Below are 20,625 nucleotides of genomic sequence, written 5' to 3'. Positions count from 1 at the left end.
GCCCCAACTCCTACACGTGCTTCTGGGCACCGCGACGTAACGGGCTGCCGCACTCCGCTCTCAACCACAATCTACTCGGCTGGCAGACACAAGCGGCGTAAGCCGCGAAGCAAGAACACCACCAGCACAACCAGCTGCCAAACACCCAACACAACAAGCTTCGCGCCTTACACCGCACTCCTACAAATCGACCAACCTGCTGACAACACCCAACCTAAGCGCTAAGTTGCCCTCTGGAACAGGGGGTTCGCATGGGACGCAGAACAAGACAACCTTCTATCGGCGCACTGGCAACCATGCCGTGGCCAGTAGGCATCCTCGCAGGGATCATCGGCTTCATCGTCGTGCGCTACGGCGTCACATGGGTGCTGTCGCACAAAGGCGGGGCGCTTACGCAGGGTCTTGCGCAACAATTGGGCGGGACCTTCGCATTGCTGGCATGGATGCTGCTCGCCATCTGCTGGATCGCCGCCCTTGCCTCCTACCTCAATGCCCGCAAACGCCGCCGCTTCCTGGACACACGCACCACGCTCGAAAGCCTGGCGGCCGGTGGCTGGCGCCAATTCGAGCAACTCGTAGGGGAAGCATTCCGCCGCCAGGGCTATGCGGTGGAAGAAACCGGACTAGGAGGCCCAGATGGCGGCATCGACCTCATCCTGCGCAAGGAAGGGCAGCGCACGCTGGTGCAATGCAAGCAGTGGAAGCGCCAACAGATGGGTGTCAGCGTGGTGCGCGAGATGGCAGGGCTTCTTGCCCACCATCAAGCGCAGGCCGTAATGATTGTCTGTATCGGCACGTTCACTCCGGATGCGGAGGCCTTCGCGCGCGACAAGTCCATCGAACTGATCGGCGGCGAACAACTGCTGGCAATGATCCAGTCGTTGAAGACAGTGGAAGATGCACCCGTGCCAATCAATCAGCGTATGGAACCAACGCTGGCCGCACCGGAACATCCAGCGCCAGATGCCGCGCCCTGCCCTCGTTGCGGAGGCGCATTGGTGCAGCGGGTCAATAGAAGCACGGGGCAACGCTTCCTGGGCTGCAGCAATTTCCCGAGATGCAGGGGCACGGGACCTGCAATCACCTGATTCCACTTTTTAGCGCGATTCTCGCTGGTGACGTTGCTTTCAGCGTGGCAGTTCAAATCAGATGGTCACTTAGCACCGGCCTGCTCAGATCGAACTTGAATCGATATCGCCGGTAGCTTCGAAGCTTGCGCTTTCCTCATTCCAGAGGAAATGCACCTCGAGCCCGAGGTAGTCAAAATCTGTCTGTTGCTGCACGAAGGCGTGTTCAAGGCAGCGCACACACAGGCTTAGCCGGTGCGCTTCAGCCTCCGGGAAAGAATCAGTCTTCGAAACGTCACAACGCAGCTCGGAAACGTAGTAATCCCCGGTCATTCTCCCCTTGTCGGGGAACAGCATGTCGTCCGCCACCTCGTCAACGTAACGCTGGACCAGCTGATGAGCAGCGGCATGGATTTCAGCCATCTGAGAATCGGCCTGATGGAGCCGCGCGCCGAACTCCGCATCGATATCCATTGCAAACGGACGTGCCCAGCCGGGCACATCGATTCTTGTCATGAGCAGTTTGGTCATGGGGATGCCGAGCGATCAAGCGAAGGAAAACCAAGTCCTGCATCATACGTCCCTTGCCTGTTCCACAAAGACGGCAGTCGGCCGCAACCGTATACAGTGACGGCGTGCCACGGATGCATCTCGACAAAGGGTCTCGACATGAAGTCACTCCTTCCACTTCTGCTGCTGGCGTCAGGTGCATTCGCAAATGACGTTGCTTCAGCCAATGAGAACACCAACTGCAGCTGGCCTCTGAACATGCCCTCTGCGGGCCTGCTGCTCGTAGGTGAAGTCCATGGCACCAACGAGGCACCAGCACTGATTGGCGACCTGGCATGCGCCAGCGCAACGTCAGGAAATCCAGTGGTAGTCGCGCTGGAGATTCCAATCGAAGAGCAGACAAGCCTCGACAACTTCCTGACAAGCAAGGGCTCCGATGCGGACCAGACTGCACTTCTAGCCAGCCAATTCTGGACACGCCAGCCCCAGGACGGGCGATCCAGCGCGGCTATGCTGAAACTGTTGCACCGGCTGCGAACACTGCGTGCGGAAGGCACACGAATCAGCGTGCTGGCCATCGACGATAGCATGCCAGGATCGCGGGACGCCGGCATGGCCACGCGCATCAGGGCAGCATACAACGCCGTGCCCGCAGTGATTGCGCTGCTGGGGAACGTCCATGCCAGTCGCGAAAAGGGCAGACAGTCGGCACCCGACTATGAGCCAGCCGGATACCTGCTGTCCGACCTGAACCCACACAGCCTCTATGTGCGCGGGCCGGCCGGCACAGCCTGGGTCTGTGTGCCGGAATGCGGTGTCACCTCGATCGCGGGCAATCGGCACGTTGGCGACAAGCGGGGTTACCTGCCGGGAGCTGGGTTGATACCCGGTTATGACGGCCTCTATGCGCCATTGAGCAGCACGGCGTCACCTCCCGCCGTCAACTGAAAACTCGGTTTCGGTTTCCTCACGACTTCAAGCTGTGGCCATTCTGGTAGAGCACTTGGCTCCGCCTTCAAACAATTCGACTCTGACCCCGGTTTTGGGCTCCCGCCATCAGCACGCCATCAAGGCTGCGAGCGCAACCATGCTGCCGCTGCTGTAACTGCATCTTGTTCACGGGGCACGGGATTTTCCGGCTGTATACCTTGCAGATACGCAACTCCCGTACGGTCGAGAAATACCGCTGTCGTCAATGCAATAGCGCCGCCGTCAGGAAGCGCAAACGACTGGTTGGCCGTCGAGAGTCCCGCCGTCGGCTGCCCGAAGAAGCTGGTGCCAGGGCGGCCTTGAAACGCAACCGCCACCGCCTCGCCGGAGCTTGCCGTCCTGGGCCCCACAAGCACGGCCACGCGGCTGTGGGAAAGATCAACATCGCACCCCTTGGAAGGCTGGGCGCGCCAAGGTGTGATCACACCATTGCGGTCCCGGAATGCACCAAGATCGGTGCCACCCAACAATGGCCTCAGCCCCTTGATCATCGGCCACATATTGCCTCCGGTGTTATCGCGAAGGTCGATGATCCAGCCCTTGCTTGCAGTTTTCGCCAAGCCTGCGATGTGCTCACAAAGTTCGGTGCTGAAGATATCCCCGGCCTTGGGATCAGTGCCGCGCGGGCCCGGCACCAACAGATAGCCGATGTCCTGCATTGGCCTGGCTTCCATGGCCTGCGTCGCGACTGCACCTGCGCGATAGGTCGAAACGGCACTTGGCGCCTGCACGGAGCTATGCCGGTCTGCAAGCGCAGTCAAAACCGTCTGGATCCTGCTGTACGCCTCCTGTGCGGGAAGCTTCTTCAAGTCTGGGGTAAGAAGTGACTTCCGCTCGGCGGCCCAATCCACACGGTTTGCGTTCAGCGCGTTCGCGCGGATGATGGAAATGGCGTTATCGAGCATGTCATAGGCGGATATATTGCTCTGGACTGCACTCTCGGCTTTTAGCGTGAGGTACTCCACATCTACCCGCCCTGCACTGCCAAGCGTCACCCCGAGCTTGAGACTGGTCGCGGCTGCCGGGATGTAGAGCCGGGCCTCTCGCGGCTGGGAGCCTTCATTGAGGCGCACAGGCTGGTCACCCGTGCTTGCGAAGGCCAACGGCTCTTCGGGGCCGTCCGCGCGGACCCAGAGCGCAGCGTTGCCGGTGCCGCTTTTGACCAGAAGCGTGCCGGCGAGAACTACTTCCCGTCCTTGAAAGGCCGCTGCGTCAATCGTGGTAATGGCACCGACGAACTGATTTGCACCCGTCGCCTCGGCGGACAAGGTCACTGCTGCGCCGCCGACATTTGATATATCGCCCGAACCGCTGACCAGCGACTGGGTGCTTGTGCCCCGCCAAGCCGTATCCGCCTGGGCACAGCCGCTGAAGAACGCAACAGAAAGCAAAAAGGCCAAGCGATGCATAGTCAACTGCCTTGTTCGACTTGAAGCGCAATCCTAGTTCAGACGTCTCGCATTCACCACAAGACTTGCAAGCAGGTGATCGATACCGGATGTGCAGCGAGCGATGGGCTGAAACTGCCTTCATCCGGAATGGTCATCGATCCTGCCCGCTCCCATCCAGCAACGGGCACTCCGGCTTGGCTACAGTTACTCAACCACCCGCTTGGGCTTCGTTCTGTAGTGCAGCACTATCAGCCTCCAAGCGCTGGATGATCGCTGCCACCACGCCACGGGTAGATTCCCAGTTCATGCCGGTGATGAGCCGATCATCAACTTCCACATGCGATGCGCCGCGCGCGCCGTGGCTGAACTGGCCGTTGCTCCCGCGCAGGCGTTGCTCGATCGAGAACGGGAAGGTCTTGTAGTACGCCGCGCTCATGTCCTCGTAGGCGTCTGGATAGCCGGTGACACGCTTTCCGCTGACCAGCGCAGAGCCATCGGACAGGGTCAGGTTCACCAGCCCGGCGCTGCCGTGGCAGACCGCCGAGACGATGCCGCCCCGTTGCTCGTAGATGCGCACCGCCAAGCGTTGCATGCCGGGGTGCTCGGCAACGCCATACATCGCGGCACTGCCGCCGATATACATCAGCGCGGCGTAGTCGCTGGCCGTCACCTCGTCGGGCCGGCGCGTGTTGGCTAGCGCCCACATCATATCGGCGTCATAGATGCCGGCTTTGTGCTCGCGGATGCTGGTGTCGATGTAGGCCAGCGGCACGGCGCCACCTTCGGGGCTGACAAACTGCACGCCATAGCCAGCCTCACGGAAGCCCGCATAGGCATGGATCAGCTCCGAGAAGCTGTTGCCGGCACTCAGGCGTGTGCCGGGCATGATGTCCACGTTGGATACCGCCAGCAGTACCTGGCGGCCATGGGCGGGTGCGGTTTCGCGGGTGGCGGTCTTGCTGATGATCAGCCAACGCCCTTCCAGCTTCTTCAGCAGGAACAGGTCAACGTAGCGTGCCTGATCCTTGCTGATCAGAATCTCCGCCTTGGCGGTGGCGATGTTGCCTTCGACCTCGATGCCGAGCAGACGGCCGACACGGTCATTGAACTGCCCCGCGTTCTTGCCGAACCAGCTGCTGTATTCGGCGATGCCCACCTCGCGCATGCCGTCCGTGCCCTGGCTCAGATATAGCCGCGCATCAGGATGGAAGGCGCGGCTTAGCCGATCGCTCTGGTTGTAGGAACTGCCACGCAGATAGTCCTCGATGACCACCGAGATCTCACGCTGATCCGCGACCGGATCGGCATGTGCAAGCCCGCCGAACCACAACGCCAGGCTGGCCACGGCGAACCATCGGATGAGGCGTGCTGGCAGCGATAGCACACCGGCAGTGCCCGGCTTGAAACGCGTTACTGACATGAAAAGACTCCGCAGGATGGGTGCCCCGAAGTCTGCGAAATTCCTTTACGAATCAAATTACTGAAGCGTGTTTACGGACTCACCAAACACGTTTCAGGAGCCCGCCGCCAAGCGCGACTGGGCCTGCCGCCACGCCGCAGGCGTGCTCCCTTCCATCTTTTTGAAGCTGCTGTAGAAGGTGGAAGTGGACAGGAAGCCGGACGCCTCCGCCACATCGTCCATCGATGCCGACGCCTGCGCACGCAGCAACTGCTTTGCAGCTTCGATCCTAACCTGCGCCAGGTAGGGCTTGAAGGCGGTCTTGAGGTTGTCGTTAAGAAGCTGCGACAACCGGGCATTAGGTATGTTGAGCCGCTTGGCCAGCTTGGCCAGGGTCAGACCCGCGTCCTTGTACAGGCCCTCGTCGGCCATCAGCGCATGCAGGGCGCGCAAGGTCGCCTCGGCTTCGCTGGGCGCGATCTTACGGTCGCGGTAAGGCTCGGCGACTGGAGCAGGCTTACGCCGGGCAAGCGCAACGCTGATGCTCAGGTACAGCACCAGCGAGAAGGACAGCGCACCGACGATGTAAGAGGTCAGCCCGGCGGTGGCATAGGCCAGCCAGATCACGCCCACGCCCGCGATCACCGAGACGACGTGGCTGCGGCTCAGCGCGCCGGGCGCCGCATCGGCTCGATCTTGCTTGCCGCCGCGCAGGAACAGCACCGTTGCCACCAGCAGACATACCAGCCAAACCACCTGGATGGAGGCCCACACCGGACCAGCCCACAGCCAGACGTTGTCGGTATACGGCCAGGCGATACCAAAGGCAGTCGCCAGCACCAGCAGGCCCAAGGCGATTGCCCCATCGTTCCAGGTCTGCCGGCCATCGGGATCAAGCCAGGCGCGCACGAAACCGATCAGGCAGACGCCGATGAAGAAACAGGCGGTCAAACCGACCTGCAGAACCAGCTTGGAGATGTCGGGCCAGAAGTAGAACAGCAGGGACTTGCCGGTGCGAAGGCTGAGCATCAGCACCAAGACCGCCAACCAGCTCTGGGCAGGGCGGACGGGCTTTCGGCATAGCAGGTAGACCGACAGCGCCGCACCGTTGAAGACGCCCAGGCCGGCGAAGAAGAACAGCAGGTAGGACGTCAGCATGGGTGCGTGGGTGCCGGAGAAGAAGCGAATGGGTCTGGTTGGATTGAGCGCCCTGAAGTATGTCTGCTTCGGGTTGTGGCGTCATGGAGCAACCAATACCCAAGCGCGCATCTAGAACAGAAGAAATCGAAGTGAGGCCTCAACCAGGAATACATACAGCGCAATAAATAGGAGCCTTCATAATTTCCAACCCAACTGTGACCTATAAACAGCTGCAATCGATCCCACGCTGACGTCGGCGGGTGAGTAGTTTGTCACCGCCAATGAGGGCTAAGTCAACGCGCACAGACCTGCCCCTTAATGCCTGGCACTTGAATTGAGCCGAGCCGCGGAGCGGCTGGGCTGACTTGCTAGACCTTAACTTGTTGAATTATTTCCGGCCCTATGACTAGTGCGCCCGGCGATGCTCCACCGAGATAAACCTTGGCCGCGGCGTCTGCTGCTTTGTGAGCGAGCTTCACTAGCTCTGCAACCATCTGCTTATCCACTTCCTTAATCTCTTCGCTGTGTTCAACCACCACATGCGGCTGGAAGGCTGGAATGCCATTAACGAGAAGCTGGTATTGGTACCCGGTATAGCTTTTGTGACTATCCCAAATTACCCCAACGTCCTTCTCGATTTTTACGTAAGGCCGTATTTCCACTCCGAAGGCTTTCACTTGAGCCTCGTGCTCTGCCTTGGCTAATGCCCGACCGTGCTTTTCAGCCTGAGCTTCGCGCTCTGCGAGCTCCTCTCGATGGGCGGCTCGAATATTAGTAATTTCAATCAGATGATCCTTCTGGCTTGATACTAGACCATGCTGAACTCCCTCGGTGAAATACTTCTCTCGTGCGTGTTTGGCGAGGCTATGATGCTCTATATCGACGTCGTTCTTAGCCTTGAGGTGCGCTGCCTCAAGGAGGTGAATCTCCTTCTGGTGCTCGTTTGCGTTTGCTTCAAGTGCGGCGATTCGTAATACAGCAGCACTAGCCTTCTTGGTATAAAATAAACTCGATACGATTGCCACAAGCCCGGCCGTCCCAATGACCACCCCCATTAATACTGCGATTGAATCCACAAGATTCCCCTGTTGCTGATATTAAGGTCTAGCTTCCGTTTGGCCGGACCCGCGGGTCCGGCCGTACAAATCACCAACAAAGCACCGCGTGGCGGGCTTTGTCCTTTTTATAGCTCGATTCTAGGTCGGCCGGTTCCGGCTAGCAAGCCAGCATACAACCGGTCACGCGGCCCGCTCGGCAACCACATCAAACGTCTTTCGAAAGGCGTGCAGACGTCCGCTTTGGGTCGGATGACGCCCTGCGGCCAGCAGCCGACGTCAAAGCAACAGTCGAAGCCATCGATGTGATCAGCTGCCTTCGGCATCAGATCGGGCGGACATCAATCTTGCAAAAGCGATAACGAGCCAAAGGGTCTTTACCATGTCGAAATAGAAACCCGTTCAACCTGCCTCGACTGAACGACTCCGATGATCTGCAATAACTCGCTCGGCCTCCCGATCATAATCCGCTGCAACTTCCCTGAGTGATACTGCGAATCGCTGAAAGCCTGCATTTTCAACGTCCTCAGCCTTGCGTCGATACTCCTGAGCAAGCTCTTTCTCGGGCTTCCCGGTAGGATCCACCCAATGAACTCCGCGAGAGTTGTAGACCGCCGTGCTAAACCCTCTTCTCAAGAGTTCGTTATCTCGGCCATTAAGTGCTGAGGCGACGGCAGTGTCTATCCACAGTCCATTAGCGTCAGAGGGAGCGTGTATCAATACCTCGCCCACTTGGATCAAAGCGACATCCAAATGTCCCGACTCTGCGCAAATAACTTTGGTTGTCTCCAGCCACTTGGAGAAGCACGGCCCTGAGAAAGCACCATCGATCTGAGTTCCAGGGGGAGTTTTCCAGTCATGCAGAAGTCGCCAAGCATTCGTAGCGATGGCTTTCACGTCCTCGGTGTGTTCGACAGACGGCGCATCATCTTTTTGGGATCGATAGATCAGCCTGATGATCTCACAGAAGAACTCTGGTTCGGTCGCCAGCTTGCGCTCGAGAAGCTTGGGCTTTCCCTGGCCAAGAGAACCCAGCAGCGGAAGATAGGCCCATTCGATGCGAAAGAGATCGTCTTTAGAAGCCGATGGTTCTGACTGCAAGAATTTGATCAGTTCCTCGACATGGTGGGTGTCCATCGAATTTGCCTGGCCAGTGGAAGAAACGGCCAAAAGCAATGCTTGGACAACCTGCTCGACGATGATGGGTTGCTTGTCATGAAGTGCTCTATAGAGGCATTCGATTGCGGGATGAGGGCGCTCAAACTCGATTAGTTTGGCAATAGCAAACGAAAGTTCCTCGTCCGATTGGTATGGATTTGCCCATACCGCCGACCAATATAAGCCCTCATCAGATCCTAGCCAGCTGGTTACGCGGTCCCAAGTGTCTTTGGAGAACGGCAGTTGGCATAAGAACCCAACCTTCTGATTCAAGGTCCAATCGGATCCGACGACGCCGTCGCACCACTCCCAGCCCATGACGCTGTAACGCCGCCGAATATATGCACCGACAAAATCCTTCAACTTCCCAGTCGAATGATCCAGAAAATCGGGCAAGAGATGTTGATCGGTTGAATCATTGTCGATGCCGCCCAACGCAAGCCCCACATGTGTCGGGGATCGAGCAGCTTCGGCAAACCGGAGAACTTCGGAGACGCCCCCGGCATCCAAGATCTCTTGGATAGCAGCCTCTCTCTTCGCCTCAAGTTTTCTGAACTGCTCCTGCCAATTTCCCGTCTCTTCGTAGAGATCAAAGTCCCTCTCGCTGAAAAGGTACTGGTGCAGATCGAAGGGGTCCTTTGGCGCGAGCGTCTTGGCCACCTCCTCGATTTGCTCAACCGCGTCACCAGGCAGAGCCCATTCAGCATCTGCAAATTTCCGGTGTTTGCTGGCAAAGCTGACGAGTGCGTCCCATATTTCCCTGCGCTGACCTTCTGGCAATCCAACAATGTCATTTGACTTGAGCCTGTTGAGCAGCTCGTCGAAAGACGGGCGTACGAGATCATCGAGCCGAGAGACCAACTGGGCCAGCTTTCCCGGCTCGTTGCCTGCTGTTCGGACCGCAAGTTCAGAATATGCGATTACTTGGTCCCAATACTCCTTGTGCGAAACACCCTTCTCCAAATTTTTGGGAATAGACTTTCGCCACTCGGGCTTGTGCGATCCGGAAGACACCTGGTGGTGGCCAGGCAAGAGTTGAAGCAATAGACTCCAGCCAACTTTAGGCTGCTCAGCAAGCACGGTTTGAACTGCAACCTTGCGCTTCTCGATGGAGCCCAGAGTCTGAGGTAACCAAGGCAGCAAGATGGTGACAAGCGAATTCGACGGGCGGTTAGCCCAGTTGCCGCCGGGATCATGGCTTGCCAGTTCGGCAAGCAGCACTGAAACCCTGACAAGCAAGTCAGGGTCCCAAGCCAATCCCTCCAGTGCCCAGAGCAACCCAGTTAAGTAGTTCCCCCCCCTCATGCCATTCCCTTCTTGGGCAAACAGCTCATCAAATGGGCATGGTTCGAGTTGAAGCGCCGCGTCGACCGCGTCGAGGAATTCTTTAGGGGCTACCTCAGCCAGAGTCGGCAGCAGGTTATTCAGGCTCCCCCAAATAACCCAGTCTGCATCGGCGAAGATTTCCCTGACAGCCACAATGCCAACTGTCTCCGCCTTTCCGTGCGAAGCATTGGGGAACGTGTCGGGATTATTGCTGATTAGAGCCAGCCCTTCGGCTAACCCTTTACGGAAGGCCGGCGAATAGGATTGCACCTTTCCATAAATGCTCGCTGCGTAGCGTTCACCTGTCGCAAGCTCAAATGCGGGATCACGTTCTTTCAACACCTTGACAGCAGTAGCTCGGAAAGCATCAAGGTTCTGGTCCAGAATCCGCGACCCCAAAAGCTGCAGTAGCTCGGCTCGACGTGAGACCTTCCACACTCCATCCTTGACCGAAAGAGGGCTATCCGGTCTTTGAAGTACTTCCTTTGCCTTTGGGAGCCATGATTCATAGCTGACCCCAAGAAGGCTGGAAATTTCCTGGGTGTCGCTATTTTTCATTCCATGCCCCTATCAGCAGAGCCATCGCTATATAGCTCGCATCGGGATGGCTGGTCCAGTCGGTGATTGACTGCGGCGTTTTCGCTGATAGCTCCTTCGGAAATTCAATCGGGACCCTCTCTTTGAACATCTCCAGCAAGTCTTCAGGAATGCTGCTCTTGGCTATGCTTGCCGCGTGCTTGTTCATCTTCTGAACAAACTCAACTACACGCAGCCATGCCACAACAGGGAGTTCCTTCTGGTATTGGGCGATGTGCGAATGAAGCAAGGACTTCGTCACGCTGCTCTCGATGTCCAAGTCGTACCCGAGCAGGTGGAAATGCCGCAAGAACTGAAAAGCATCCTCATCAGACAATGACTCTCCATTGTTTGCGGCATCAAGGTGATGTCTGATGGCGTCCAACTTCTCTTCGCACTTGGCAGGGCTAAAGTTTGCCTGCTTGACGTGCCGATAGAACTCTTCGGCACTGGCGGTTGCCCTGGCGTGTTCGAGGATCCAAGGCACGTTGTTTTGGTCCACGCCACTGAGAGGCCCCGTAATCAATGCGATCGTATCTTTGCCTTGGGTGAACACGGCGGTGTTGTTGTAGTCATCCCACGCCGCTTGCAGAACTTCCCCCAGCAACTTGTCGCCTTTAGTAAACGCTATGGAGTGCTTAACCTGCCCAAGCATTTTTCGCGTCACTTTGCTGGATGCGTCCTCCGTTGTGACGATCAGGTCATCGGTCGCGTACCCATCAACTTTGCCTTGGAGTTTTATTTCTACAATTGGCTTAGATGGAAAGCATGGCGCATAGCCGCCAGTTATCATCAAGGTGACGAACGCGGCTTGCACATGAGCCTCAAACAGGACGCCTCCGCCGCCAGTCGAAAACGGATTGCTAAGCTTCTTCTTGCTCATACTGTCTGCTCAGCAATTCGTACGACACCCCTCACTCGCAGTTGGCCGGAAATCAGGCGCGGCAGTAGGGTGTAGCGTATAGCAGCGAGGGCGGCGGCCTCGGCGGCCTGCACTAATACATATCGGATCCGTCCCTCTGGGAACGGTTTGTTCATCACCCAAGGCGGTGGTCGGATCATAGTCAGGCCCCCTAACCTGCAGTAATCATCTCTAGTTTAGCTCATGTCCGCCTTGCCCGTCGGCGATCTCAATCACCCACGGGCTTCCTTGGTGGATCACCCCGTTCATCCCGAACAAGTCTATGTCCGTTTAGGGCCGCTTGACGCCCTGCGGCCAGAAGCGGACGTTCAACGCTCTGAGTTAAGCCGGACCGCGAAGCGGCATCGGCTTGGACGACTTGTTAGGCCTCACCACGAGATGTAGCTAGCAGATAGCGACTTAAAGCGGGAATCAAAAACGACTTTGCCGCTATTGGGTAGGTTGGCCAAGAGAAAGTCGATGCATTCCACTAGTCGCAGATTCACAACTCCGGCTCTTAAAACCGTCAAGGCCAGGCAGGCCTGCTCGCGCCCAATTGTACTCTCTAGCTTCGCCTGAAGCTCGTAGTGCGTCAGAGTTGCAAGTGCGAGCGGCGTAAATTGGTCGCCAAGCAGCGCGATCATGCGGTCGTAATACGCGAGGCCGCGCGGAGAGACACCTCTGCAGTAGCTAATGCCTCTGCCAATTCTGCACATCAGAATGGTCTTGACGAACTTTGCAGCGAAATTGGGAAGTATGTCCTGCTGACCGCCTATGTACGAAGAGATGCTGTCGGCAATTGGCGCCTCGTGATGGAAATTATCCCAACCTTGGTGCTTTTCTAACAACTGATCGAGGAGGCCATCAACAATGATCGCTCGTTCAGAATTGGAGCGAAATGCATTTCCGCCAACAGACTGGAGAAATTGCTCTCCTAGCTGATGCTTCTCGCGATACAGGTTCGTGTTGTATCCCTCGAGCGTGAGGCCAAGTCGGTATTTTGTATCGTCTGTGCTCGCGTTCCATACTGGGACCGCCAGAAGCGAGATATTTTTTCTAACTTGCGGGTCGGTGTCAGGCAATACGTAAATTCCGAACATCGTGCGGAGTACGTTGCCGCAATGGTGAGAGGGTAGGGCGCCGATTTTTGTTGAAATCGTTGCGACATTTGCCTGATCCAGAGGCTGGGTGTAATTCTTTAGGTTTTGTATGAATGCTTGGACCTGAAGTGCAGCTTCGGTCGGACGGTCATTAAGGACGTCTTGAATGCACGTTTGCAACCAGCCAAGTAGCTCAAAAGCATTGATCGTGTAGTTCGTCGGGTGCGAAATGCCGATGTCGTTCCTCATATCGAGGATGTGCTTCAGCTTCTTGTGGGTAGTGTCGCTAATAAGCTCAAGCTTGCGGCACGTGTCCAAAAGCACGGCGTCCTTGACTGATCGTAGGTCAGACTCTGATTGGTAGAACTCGCGAGCCTTCCCACCGATTGCGGCGTCGTAGAAAATCTCCAATCCGTAGCCTATGACCTTCTTATGGAGGTCTAGCACCACCTCGTTCCATATCGCATTTAGGGAGTAGTCGAAAAGACCTATGCCGGCACCGACTACGAATTTCGACAGGTACCTAGCCCCGTGTTTCACGTCCGCAGGGAGTGACTGGATATAGCGAGGAAGATTCTGGCCGATGATCGCCCGTTCGTCCCGTGTAGCAATGATGTTGTCATGGGGAAGCCCGATCTCCTTCAGGAAATCCAAGATGATCTGAGCTTGCGGATCGACGAGTTCCATCGATGACTTGGGGACGAGGTCGGACATGAAATCTCCTGTTACAGAACGAATCAGAGCCTGGCTGTGAGGCCTAACTCTGGAATTAAGCCGGCTCGCTAAGCGAGTTCGGCTTGAATGAACTGTTAGGCCGCAGCCCGGTGTGTGAGAAGCAAGCCTAAAGCGGAGCTGGCAAGCCCTCCCCTAATCACTCCGACCGAAAAGCTCGTTCCGCCGAGGCAGCGCCGATGGCCGAGCCAACGAGAGCAAGCCAAGCTACCTTGCGCTTAAGCGAAAGATACGCGGCGTCAATTGCTCGCTTCTGCCGAGTCTCTTCTTGGCGGTCTAGATCCGGTGCCAGAATAGCTTCTGCGATTGCGTCTGCCTGTGTCCTTTCCATCGTGCGAAAAATCCTGATAGCGGCCTAGCTACCTAATAGACGGACCCGTGGGTCCGGTTATACGACTTATCCACAAACCACCCTATGGCTGGCTTCCCCATTGATGCAGCTCGATCTTAGGGCGGCGGGGTCCGGCTAACAAGCGAGCGTATAACCGGACCCAGTGGTAGGTCCGGCGGGCCGCAACAATGGCCGCCCGGGGTCGGAAGCAGCCCCCCAAAAAGAGCAAAAAATTAACTCTTACGCTTCGCCCTAGGATGCGCAGCATCATAAACCTTGGCCAGATGCTGGAAATCCAGGTGCGTATAGATCTGCGTGGTCGCAATATCCGCATGCCCCAGCAGTTCCTGCACGCCACGCAGGTCGCCTGAGGATTCCAGAATATGGCTGGCGAAACTGTGCCGCAGCATGTGCGGGTGCACGTTCTTGAACAGCCCCTGGCGTTGCGCCAGTTGCTTGATGCGGATCTGTACGGCGCGTTGGCTGATCGGTCCACCGTTACGGCCTGGGAATACCGGTTTATCTGCCGTGCCAGCGCTTTCCTTGCGCCATTCCTGCAACGCGCTCATTGCATGCGAGCCTACCGGTACGGTGCGTTCGCGGTTGCCTTTGCCGTGCACCAGCACGATGCCGCTTGCGGTATCAAGGTCGCGCCAGCGCATGGCGCAGAGCTCGCTTAGCCGCAGGCCTGAGGAATAGAACAGTTCCAGCAGCGCGCGGTCGCGCAGGCCCAGCGGTGCATCGGTGGGCAGTTCGACCAGCTGCACGGCTTCGTCGGCGTCCAGCACCTGCGGCAGTTTGCGGGGTGCCTTGGGCGCGCGCAGGCCGGCGGCGGGGCTGTTGTCGATGACGTTGTTCTTCAGCAGCCAGGCGTAGAAGCTGCGGCAGGCCGACAGGCGGCGTTGCAGGCTTTTGGCCGACAGGCCGCGACGGTGCTCGCTGGCGACGAACTCGCGCAGCTGGTCGCCTTGCAGGGTTTGCGGATCAGCGACATCGTGCGCTGCGCACCATTGCGTGAGCGCGGCGAGGTCACGCTGGTAGGCGTCCAGCGTATGCGCCGACATGCGGCGCTCGACCTGCAGATAGGACAGGAATGCCTGGACGGCGCTCATCGCCGCGTCACTCCACTCAGGCGCTGCGGAAGCGCTGCAGGCCCGTCACCAGCGATTCGCCCATCATGCGCAGGAACAGCGTGCCCATGCCGGGATAGAAGCGGTTGGGGTCGTAGCTGCCTACCGCGATCAGGCCAACGCCCGGCAGCGGCAACAATGCGGTGGACGACACTTCGTTGACCCGCTCGCCGTACAGCACGTCGTTCTTTTCCTGCTGCAGGCGGCCGCAGATGGGCTCGCCGTCCTGCAGGCAGTCGTGGAACGGTGCCAGCTTGGCGTCGTCCTTGGCGATAACCTGCAGCCACGGTGCTTCGGCCAGTTCCGGCACGTCGTCGAAGGAGACGATGCGCACCAGGTCGCCGGCAAAATCTTCTTCCAGCGAGGCGGCCATCGCACGCAGGGTGTCGGCGGCGCTGGTCTGGCGCATCAGCGCCAGGGTCAGCTGGTGGGTACGCACGGCCAGGCGTTCGTTGATCTGTGCGTTGGCGCCGAGGTCGGCCAAGCGCCGCGACAGCTCGCGGTTCTTGTCGCGCAGCACTTCCAGCTGGTAGCTGGCGAGCGAGGCGGTGGGGCCGTCGTCGCGCGGCACCACCATGGTCAGCGCCAGATCGGGGAACTGCTTGAGGAAGGTCGGATGACGCCGCAGCCAGGCCGCGACTTCATGGGCACCGATTTTCTCGACTGTGTCGTTCATCCCATCCACTCTCCGTCGAATACGAATGCTGCCGGGCCGGACATCACGATCTCGGCATCGTCTGCCGGCCATTGGATACGCAGGTCGCCACCGGGCAAGGAGATCAAGGCGTCACGCTGCAGGCGGCCGCGTTGCATCAGCACCACCGCCGCCGCGCAGGCGCCGCTGCCGCAGGCCAGGGTCTCGCCAACGCCGCGTTCGTAGACGCGCAGGCGCGCGTGGCCGGCATCCATTACCTGGGCGAAACCGACATTCACCGATTCCGGGAAGAACGGGTTCTGCTGCAGCAAGGGCCCTACCCGTTCCACCGGTGCGGCGTCGACCGAGCCGACTTCCAGCACGGCATGCGGGTTGCCCATCGACACGGCGCCGAAACGCACGTTCTCGCCCTGCAGCGAGGTCATGTATTCCTCGCGTGCACGCGGGAAGCCGAGCAGCGGAATCTGCGACGGCTCGAACTCGGGCTTGCCCATGGCCACGGCATATTCGCCATTGGCCAGGCGCTGCACGGCATGGGTGCGGGTGGGACTGTCGATGATGAAATCGTCGCCCTGCGCCGCGCCGTCGCGTACCAGCCAGGCAGCCACGCAGCGCGCGCCGTTGCCGCATTGCTGCGAGCTGGAGCCGTCGGAGTTCCAGATGCGGTAGGACGCGACCGCGCCTTCGCTGCGCGGGGCCTCGATGGTCAGGATCTGGTCGCAGCCGACGCCGCGGTGGCGATCAGCGAGCAGCGCTGCCTGCGCCGCATCCGGCGGCGCGCTGCCGTCACGCAGGTCCAACACCACGAAATCATTGCCGGCGCCATGCATCTTGCTGAAACGCATGTGCCCTGTTGCTGACTTACCCATTTACGCCAGCACCACCGGTTCCGTCTTCAATGGCCTCGTCGGCCTTCTTGTCAGCGGCCGGATCGGTCTTTTCAGTGGCGGGCTGGTCCGCCGGGGTGACTTCCTGTTCCTCGATCGGTACCGGCTTCTGCGGCATCACCAGGGGGCCCTTGTTGCCACAGGCACTGAGACCCAGCAGCAGGAGGGCCGCCGGGATGAGAATCAGGAAACGGGACGTCTTGTTCATCCCCGGAGTATAGCCACTGGACCATGAAGTCCGAACCGCGATCTCGCCCCGTTCAGTGTTCGCCGGGGGGCAAGGGGCGCAGCCACAGCCACAGGCAGACACAGGCCATGATGCTGATCGAGGTCCATTTCACCCAGGCCAGCGGCACGCACCACAGGGTGATCAGGGCACAGGCCAGCATGGTCAGGCTGGCCATCCACTTGCCTTTGCGGCTGACCGCGCCGTGCGCCTGCCAGTCGCGGATGGCCGGACCGAAGCGCGGGTGGTCCAGCAGCCAGCGGTGCAGCCGCTCGGAGCCATGCGAGGCCGCCCAGGCCGAAATCAGCACGAAGACGGTGGTGGGCAGCCCCGGCACGAAGATACCGACGATGCCCACACCCAGGCTCACATAGGCCAGCAGCCACCACGCCCAGCGCAGGCGCGGTGGGCGCGTGCGTGGACCGGGAGGATCGCGTGGCGGCGGCGTATCAGGCATCGCTACGACCCGGCTGCGTCAGTCAGCCAGGCCCAACTGCCCCAGCACGAAGGCGAAGGACTCGGCCTGTTCCTTGTAACGCTGGAAGCGGCCGGACTTGCCGCCGTGGCCGGCTTCCATGTTGGTGCGGAACACGATGGGCTGGCTGCCGGTGTTGACGTCACGCAGCTTGGCCACCCACTTGGCCGGCTCCCAGTACTGCACCTGCGAATCCCACAGGCCGGTGCCGACGAACAGCGACGGATAGGCCTGCGCGGTGACGTTGTCGTACGGCGAGTACTTGAGCATGTAGTCGTAGTACTGCTTCTGCTCCGGATTGCCCCACTCGTCGTACTCGTTGGTGGTCAGCGGGATGCTGGCATCGAGCATGGTGGTGACCACGTCGACGAACGGCACCTGCGCAACCATCACCCGGTAATCGCCCGGGGCCTGGTTGGCCACCGCGCCCATCAGCAGGCCACCGGCGCTGCCGCCCGAGGCCGCGACGCGGTCCTTGGCGGCATAGCCCTGTGCGACCAGCGCGCGGGTGACGTCGACGAAGTCGTTGAAGGTGTTCTGCTTGTGCAGCAGCTTGCCGTCGTCGTACCAGCTGCGGCCCATTTCCTGGCCGCCACGGATGTGGGCGATGGCGTAGACCACGCCACGATCCAGCAGGCTGACCACGCTCTGGTTGAAGTTGGGGTCCATCGACATGCCGTAGCTGCCGTAGGCGTACTGGTACAGGGCGGCAGTGCCGTCCTTCTTGAAGCCCTTCTTGTAGACCAGCGACACCGGGATGCGCGCGCCATCGCGGGCGGTCACCCAGACGCGCTCGGTTTCATACTTGCTCGGGTCATAGCCGATCACCGGCTGCTGCTTGAGCAGGCGGCGCTCGCCGGTCTTGACGTTGAGTTCGTAGGTGGTGGCCGGGGTGGTCAGCGAGGTGTAGCTGTAACGCAGCCATTCGGTTTCCGGTTCAGCGTTGACCGACAGACCCATCGAGTAGGCCGGCTCATCGGCCTTGACGAACTCGCTGCGGCCATCGGCGAACAGCAGGCGTACGCGTTCCAGCGCTTCGGCACGCTCGGCGATGGCGGTATAGCCGTCGAACAGCTCGAAGCCTTCGATCAGCACCTGCGGATCGTGCTTGACCCAATCCTTCCACTGCTTGCGGTCAGTGGCACCTTCCGGAGCGGTGACCAGCTTGAAGTTGGTGGCGCCGTCGGCGTTGGTGCGGATCACCCACTGGCCGTTGTAGTGGTCAGCGTCGTATTCCACGTCGCGCTCGCGCTTGGCCAGCACGGTGAACTCGCCCGGGTTGGCGGCAGAGGTGTAACGCAGCTCGGAGGACACGGTGCTGTCCACGCCGATGGTGATGAAACGGTCGTCGCGGGTGCGACCGATGCCCATGTAGAAGCTGTCGTCCTTCTCCTCGTAGACCAGTACATCGGCGCTGGCCGGGGTGCCGAGCACGTGCTTCTTGACGCGCACGGTGAGCAGGGTTTCCGGGTCGTTCTCGACGTAGAACAGGGTGCGGTTGTCGTCGGCCCAGATCACATTGGCCGACACGCCTTCGATCACGTCGTCCAGCATCTTGCCGGTGGCCAGGTCCTTGAAGCGGATGGTGTACTGGCGGCGGCCGACAGCGTCTTCAGCGAAGGCCAGCAGCTGGTTGTCACGGCTGATGTCCATGTCGTCTATGCCGAAGTAACCCTTGCCTTCGGCCAGCACATTGAGATCCAGCAGCACTTCTTCCGGAGCCTGCATGTCGCCCTTGCGACGCGCGTGGATGGGGTAATCCTTGCCGGTCTCGTAGCGGGTGTAATACCAGTAGCCGCGCTCGCGGTAGGGCACGCTGGCGTCGTCCTGCTTGATGCGGCCGACGATCTCGGCGTACAGCTTGTCCTGCAGTGGCTTGAGTGGCGCCATCAGGGCATCTGTATAGGCGTTCTCGGCGTTGAGGTAGGCCAGCATCGCCGGTTCCTTGCGCTCGTCGTCGCGCAGCCAGTAATACGCATCCTCGCGCTGCGCACCGAACGGTGCGGTCACCGTATGCGGACGCTTCTCAACATCAGGCGGGGTGGGCTGGGACGCGGCGGCGGTATTGATCATCAGGCTTGCAACCAACAGGCAAAGAAGGGGTTTCATCAGGTTCGCTCCGGAACAACGGTGGTGCATCCAGTGCAGCAGGCCACAGTGTGCCATGCCCGGCGCTTGCCCCGCTGCCATCAACGGCGCCTATCATGCAGCGATGAACACCCCACACGCCCCATACAGCCGCCGCAGTCAGGAGATCGCGCCCTTCCATGTCATGTCGCTGCTGGCCCGCGCCAACGCGCTGGAGCAGCAAGGCCATGACGTGATCCACCTGGAGATCGGCGAGCCCGATTTCACCACCGCCGAGCCGGTAGTACGTGCCGGCCAGGCCGCGCTGGCAGCTGGCCATACCCGCTATACCGCAGCGCGCGGCCTGCCAGCCCTGCGCCAGGCCATTGCTGGCTTCTACGGCCAGCGCTACGGGCTGGATATCGACCCCGAGCGGATTCTGGTCACCCCGGGTGGCTCAGGCGCACTGCTGCTGGCCTCCAGCCTGCTGGTGGACCCGGACAAGCACTGGCTGCTGGCCGACCCCGGCTATCCCTGCAACCGGCATTTCCTGCGGTTGGTAGAAGGTGCGGCGCAGCTGGTGCCGGTGGGGCCGGAAAGTGGCTATCAGCTGACCCCGGAGTCGATTGCGGCCAACTGGAATGCTGGCAGTGTTGGGGCGTTGGTGGCTTCGCCTGCCAATCCGACAGGCACCACTTTGGATGCTGGGCAGTTGGCTGGTTTGTCTTCGGCGCTGAAGGAGCGCGGCGGGCACCTGGTGGTGGATGAGATCTACCACGGGCTGACCTATGGCTTTGATGCGCCCAGCGTGTTGGAAGTAGATGACGAGGCGTTCGTGTTGAACAGCTTCTCCAAGTACTTCGGCATGACTGGCTGGCGCCTTGGCTGGCTGGTGGCGCCGCCGCGAGCGGTGCCGGAGCTGGAGAAGCTTGCGCAGAACCTGTACATCAGCGCGCCGTCGATGGCGCAGCATGCGGCACTGGCGTGTTTCGAGCCGGAGACGATTGCGATCTTCGAGCAGCGTCGTGAGCAGTTCCGGCAGCGGCGGAATTATCTGTTGCCGGCGTTGCGGGCGCTGGGGTTCCGGATTGATGTTGAGCCGCAGGGTGCGTTCTACCTGTACTGCGACGTGAGTGCGTTTACCGATGATGCGCAGGCGTTTTGTGCGCACTTCCTGGAGACAGAGCATGTGGCGTTTACGCCTGGCCTGGATTTTGGGAACTACCGGGCGAACCAGCATGTGCGGATTGCCTATACGCAGGATGTTGGGCGTTTGCAGGAAGCGGTGGAGCGGATTGGGCGGGGGTTGGAGAGTTGGGGGCGCAGAGCCCAGGAATAAGAGGAACCTTGGCTTTGGCTTTGGCTTTGGCTTTGGCTGTTGCTCTGAGCTATTCCCTTCTCCCGCTTGCGGGGGAAGGTGCCCGGAGGGCGGATGGGGGGACGCTTTTTAGCTTTTTAGCTTTTTAGCTTTTTAGCTTTGAAAGCAATTGCCTCGGTTCACCATCAACA

General features: G+C 59.6%; 17 protein-coding genes. 3 read left to right on the top strand and 14 right to left on the bottom strand.

What is annotated here, in order from left to right; genetic code table 11:
- Positions 1-251: 251 nt before the first annotated feature.
- Positions 252-1,088 (top strand): restriction endonuclease, encoded by an 837-nt coding sequence (locus ACVOK8_RS13600; protein ID WP_481567290.1) that lies wholly within the window; start codon positions 252-254, stop codon positions 1,086-1,088.
- An 84-nt stretch (positions 1,089-1,172) separates the two neighbouring features.
- Here the strand turns inward: ACVOK8_RS13600 and ACVOK8_RS13595 are convergent, their stop codons facing one another.
- A complete protein-coding gene (locus tag ACVOK8_RS13595; protein ID WP_481567289.1) occupies positions 1,173-1,598 on the bottom strand; it encodes a hypothetical protein in 426 nt (141 codons plus the stop codon).
- Positions 1,599-1,736: 138 nt separating this feature from the next.
- Here ACVOK8_RS13595 and ACVOK8_RS13590 point away from each other — a divergent pair, with 138 nt between their 5' ends.
- The gene (locus ACVOK8_RS13590) at positions 1,737-2,525 is read left to right on the top strand and encodes a hypothetical protein (RefSeq protein WP_481567288.1); all 789 of its coding nucleotides are present in this window, start codon (positions 1,737-1,739) and stop codon (positions 2,523-2,525) included.
- A 119-nt stretch (positions 2,526-2,644) separates the two neighbouring features.
- Here the strand turns inward: ACVOK8_RS13590 and ACVOK8_RS13585 are convergent, their stop codons facing one another.
- The 13 genes from ACVOK8_RS13585 to ACVOK8_RS13525 all read right to left on the bottom strand — a co-directional run bounded on the left by ACVOK8_RS13585 (position 2,645) and on the right by ACVOK8_RS13525 (position 19,158).
- Entirely contained in the window at positions 2,645-3,976 is a 1,332-nt protein-coding gene (locus ACVOK8_RS13585) for a S41 family peptidase (protein ID WP_481567292.1), read from the bottom strand.
- Between the two features lie 190 nt (positions 3,977-4,166).
- Positions 4,167-5,378 carry a nuclear transport factor 2 family protein gene (locus ACVOK8_RS13580; RefSeq protein WP_481567287.1) on the bottom strand — a complete coding sequence of 404 codons (1,212 nt, stop codon included), beginning with the start codon at positions 5,376-5,378 and terminating at the stop codon, positions 4,167-4,169.
- A 93-nt stretch (positions 5,379-5,471) separates the two neighbouring features.
- Positions 5,472-6,515, bottom strand: coding sequence for a helix-turn-helix domain-containing protein (locus ACVOK8_RS13575; RefSeq protein ID WP_481567286.1), 1,044 nt, complete (start codon positions 6,513-6,515; stop codon positions 5,472-5,474).
- A gap of 350 nt (positions 6,516-6,865) precedes the next feature.
- Entirely contained in the window at positions 6,866-7,573 is a 708-nt protein-coding gene (locus ACVOK8_RS13570) for a hypothetical protein (RefSeq protein ID WP_481567284.1), read from the bottom strand.
- A gap of 381 nt (positions 7,574-7,954) precedes the next feature.
- Entirely contained in the window at positions 7,955-10,594 is a 2,640-nt protein-coding gene (locus ACVOK8_RS13565; RefSeq protein ID WP_481567283.1) for a hypothetical protein, read from the bottom strand.
- Positions 10,584-11,495 (bottom strand): hypothetical protein, encoded by a 912-nt coding sequence (locus ACVOK8_RS13560; protein ID WP_481567282.1) that lies wholly within the window; start codon positions 11,493-11,495, stop codon positions 10,584-10,586. The genes ACVOK8_RS13565 and ACVOK8_RS13560 overlap by 11 nt, the downstream gene beginning before the upstream one ends.
- 407 nt (positions 11,496-11,902) lie before the next feature.
- Positions 11,903-13,327 (bottom strand): hypothetical protein, encoded by a 1,425-nt coding sequence (locus tag ACVOK8_RS13555; RefSeq protein WP_481567281.1) that lies wholly within the window; start codon positions 13,325-13,327, stop codon positions 11,903-11,905.
- A gap of 582 nt (positions 13,328-13,909) precedes the next feature.
- Positions 13,910-14,788, bottom strand: coding sequence for a tyrosine recombinase XerC (gene xerC, locus ACVOK8_RS13550; protein WP_481567280.1), 879 nt, complete (start codon positions 14,786-14,788; stop codon positions 13,910-13,912).
- A 16-nt stretch (positions 14,789-14,804) separates the two neighbouring features.
- Complete coding sequence (locus ACVOK8_RS13545; RefSeq protein ID WP_282269553.1) at positions 14,805-15,482, bottom strand: DUF484 family protein; 678 nt, start codon at positions 15,480-15,482, stop codon at positions 14,805-14,807.
- Complete coding sequence (dapF, locus tag ACVOK8_RS13540) at positions 15,479-16,330, bottom strand: diaminopimelate epimerase (RefSeq protein WP_481567279.1); 852 nt, start codon at positions 16,328-16,330, stop codon at positions 15,479-15,481. Before dapF ends, ACVOK8_RS13545 begins: the two co-directional genes overlap by 4 nt.
- Entirely contained in the window at positions 16,323-16,556 is a 234-nt protein-coding gene (gene lptM, locus ACVOK8_RS13535) for an LPS translocon maturation chaperone LptM (protein ID WP_481567278.1), read from the bottom strand. The genes dapF and lptM overlap by 8 nt, the downstream gene beginning before the upstream one ends.
- Before the next feature lie 52 nt (positions 16,557-16,608).
- The gene (locus tag ACVOK8_RS13530; protein ID WP_481567277.1) at positions 16,609-17,031 is read right to left on the bottom strand and encodes a YbaN family protein; all 423 of its coding nucleotides are present in this window, start codon (positions 17,029-17,031) and stop codon (positions 16,609-16,611) included.
- Between the two features lie 18 nt (positions 17,032-17,049).
- Positions 17,050-19,158, bottom strand: coding sequence for a S9 family peptidase (locus tag ACVOK8_RS13525; RefSeq protein ID WP_481567276.1), 2,109 nt, complete (start codon positions 19,156-19,158; stop codon positions 17,050-17,052).
- A gap of 103 nt (positions 19,159-19,261) precedes the next feature.
- Here ACVOK8_RS13525 and ACVOK8_RS13520 point away from each other — a divergent pair, with 103 nt between their 5' ends.
- Entirely contained in the window at positions 19,262-20,455 is a 1,194-nt protein-coding gene (locus ACVOK8_RS13520) for a pyridoxal phosphate-dependent aminotransferase (RefSeq protein ID WP_481567275.1), read from the top strand.
- The last annotated feature ends 170 nt before the right edge of the window (positions 20,456-20,625 follow it).

The organism is Stenotrophomonas sp. STEN083 (assembly GCF_056759195.1).
The sequence above is the reverse complement of the archived record's forward strand: the minus strand, read 5'-3'. Positions and strand labels throughout refer to the sequence as shown.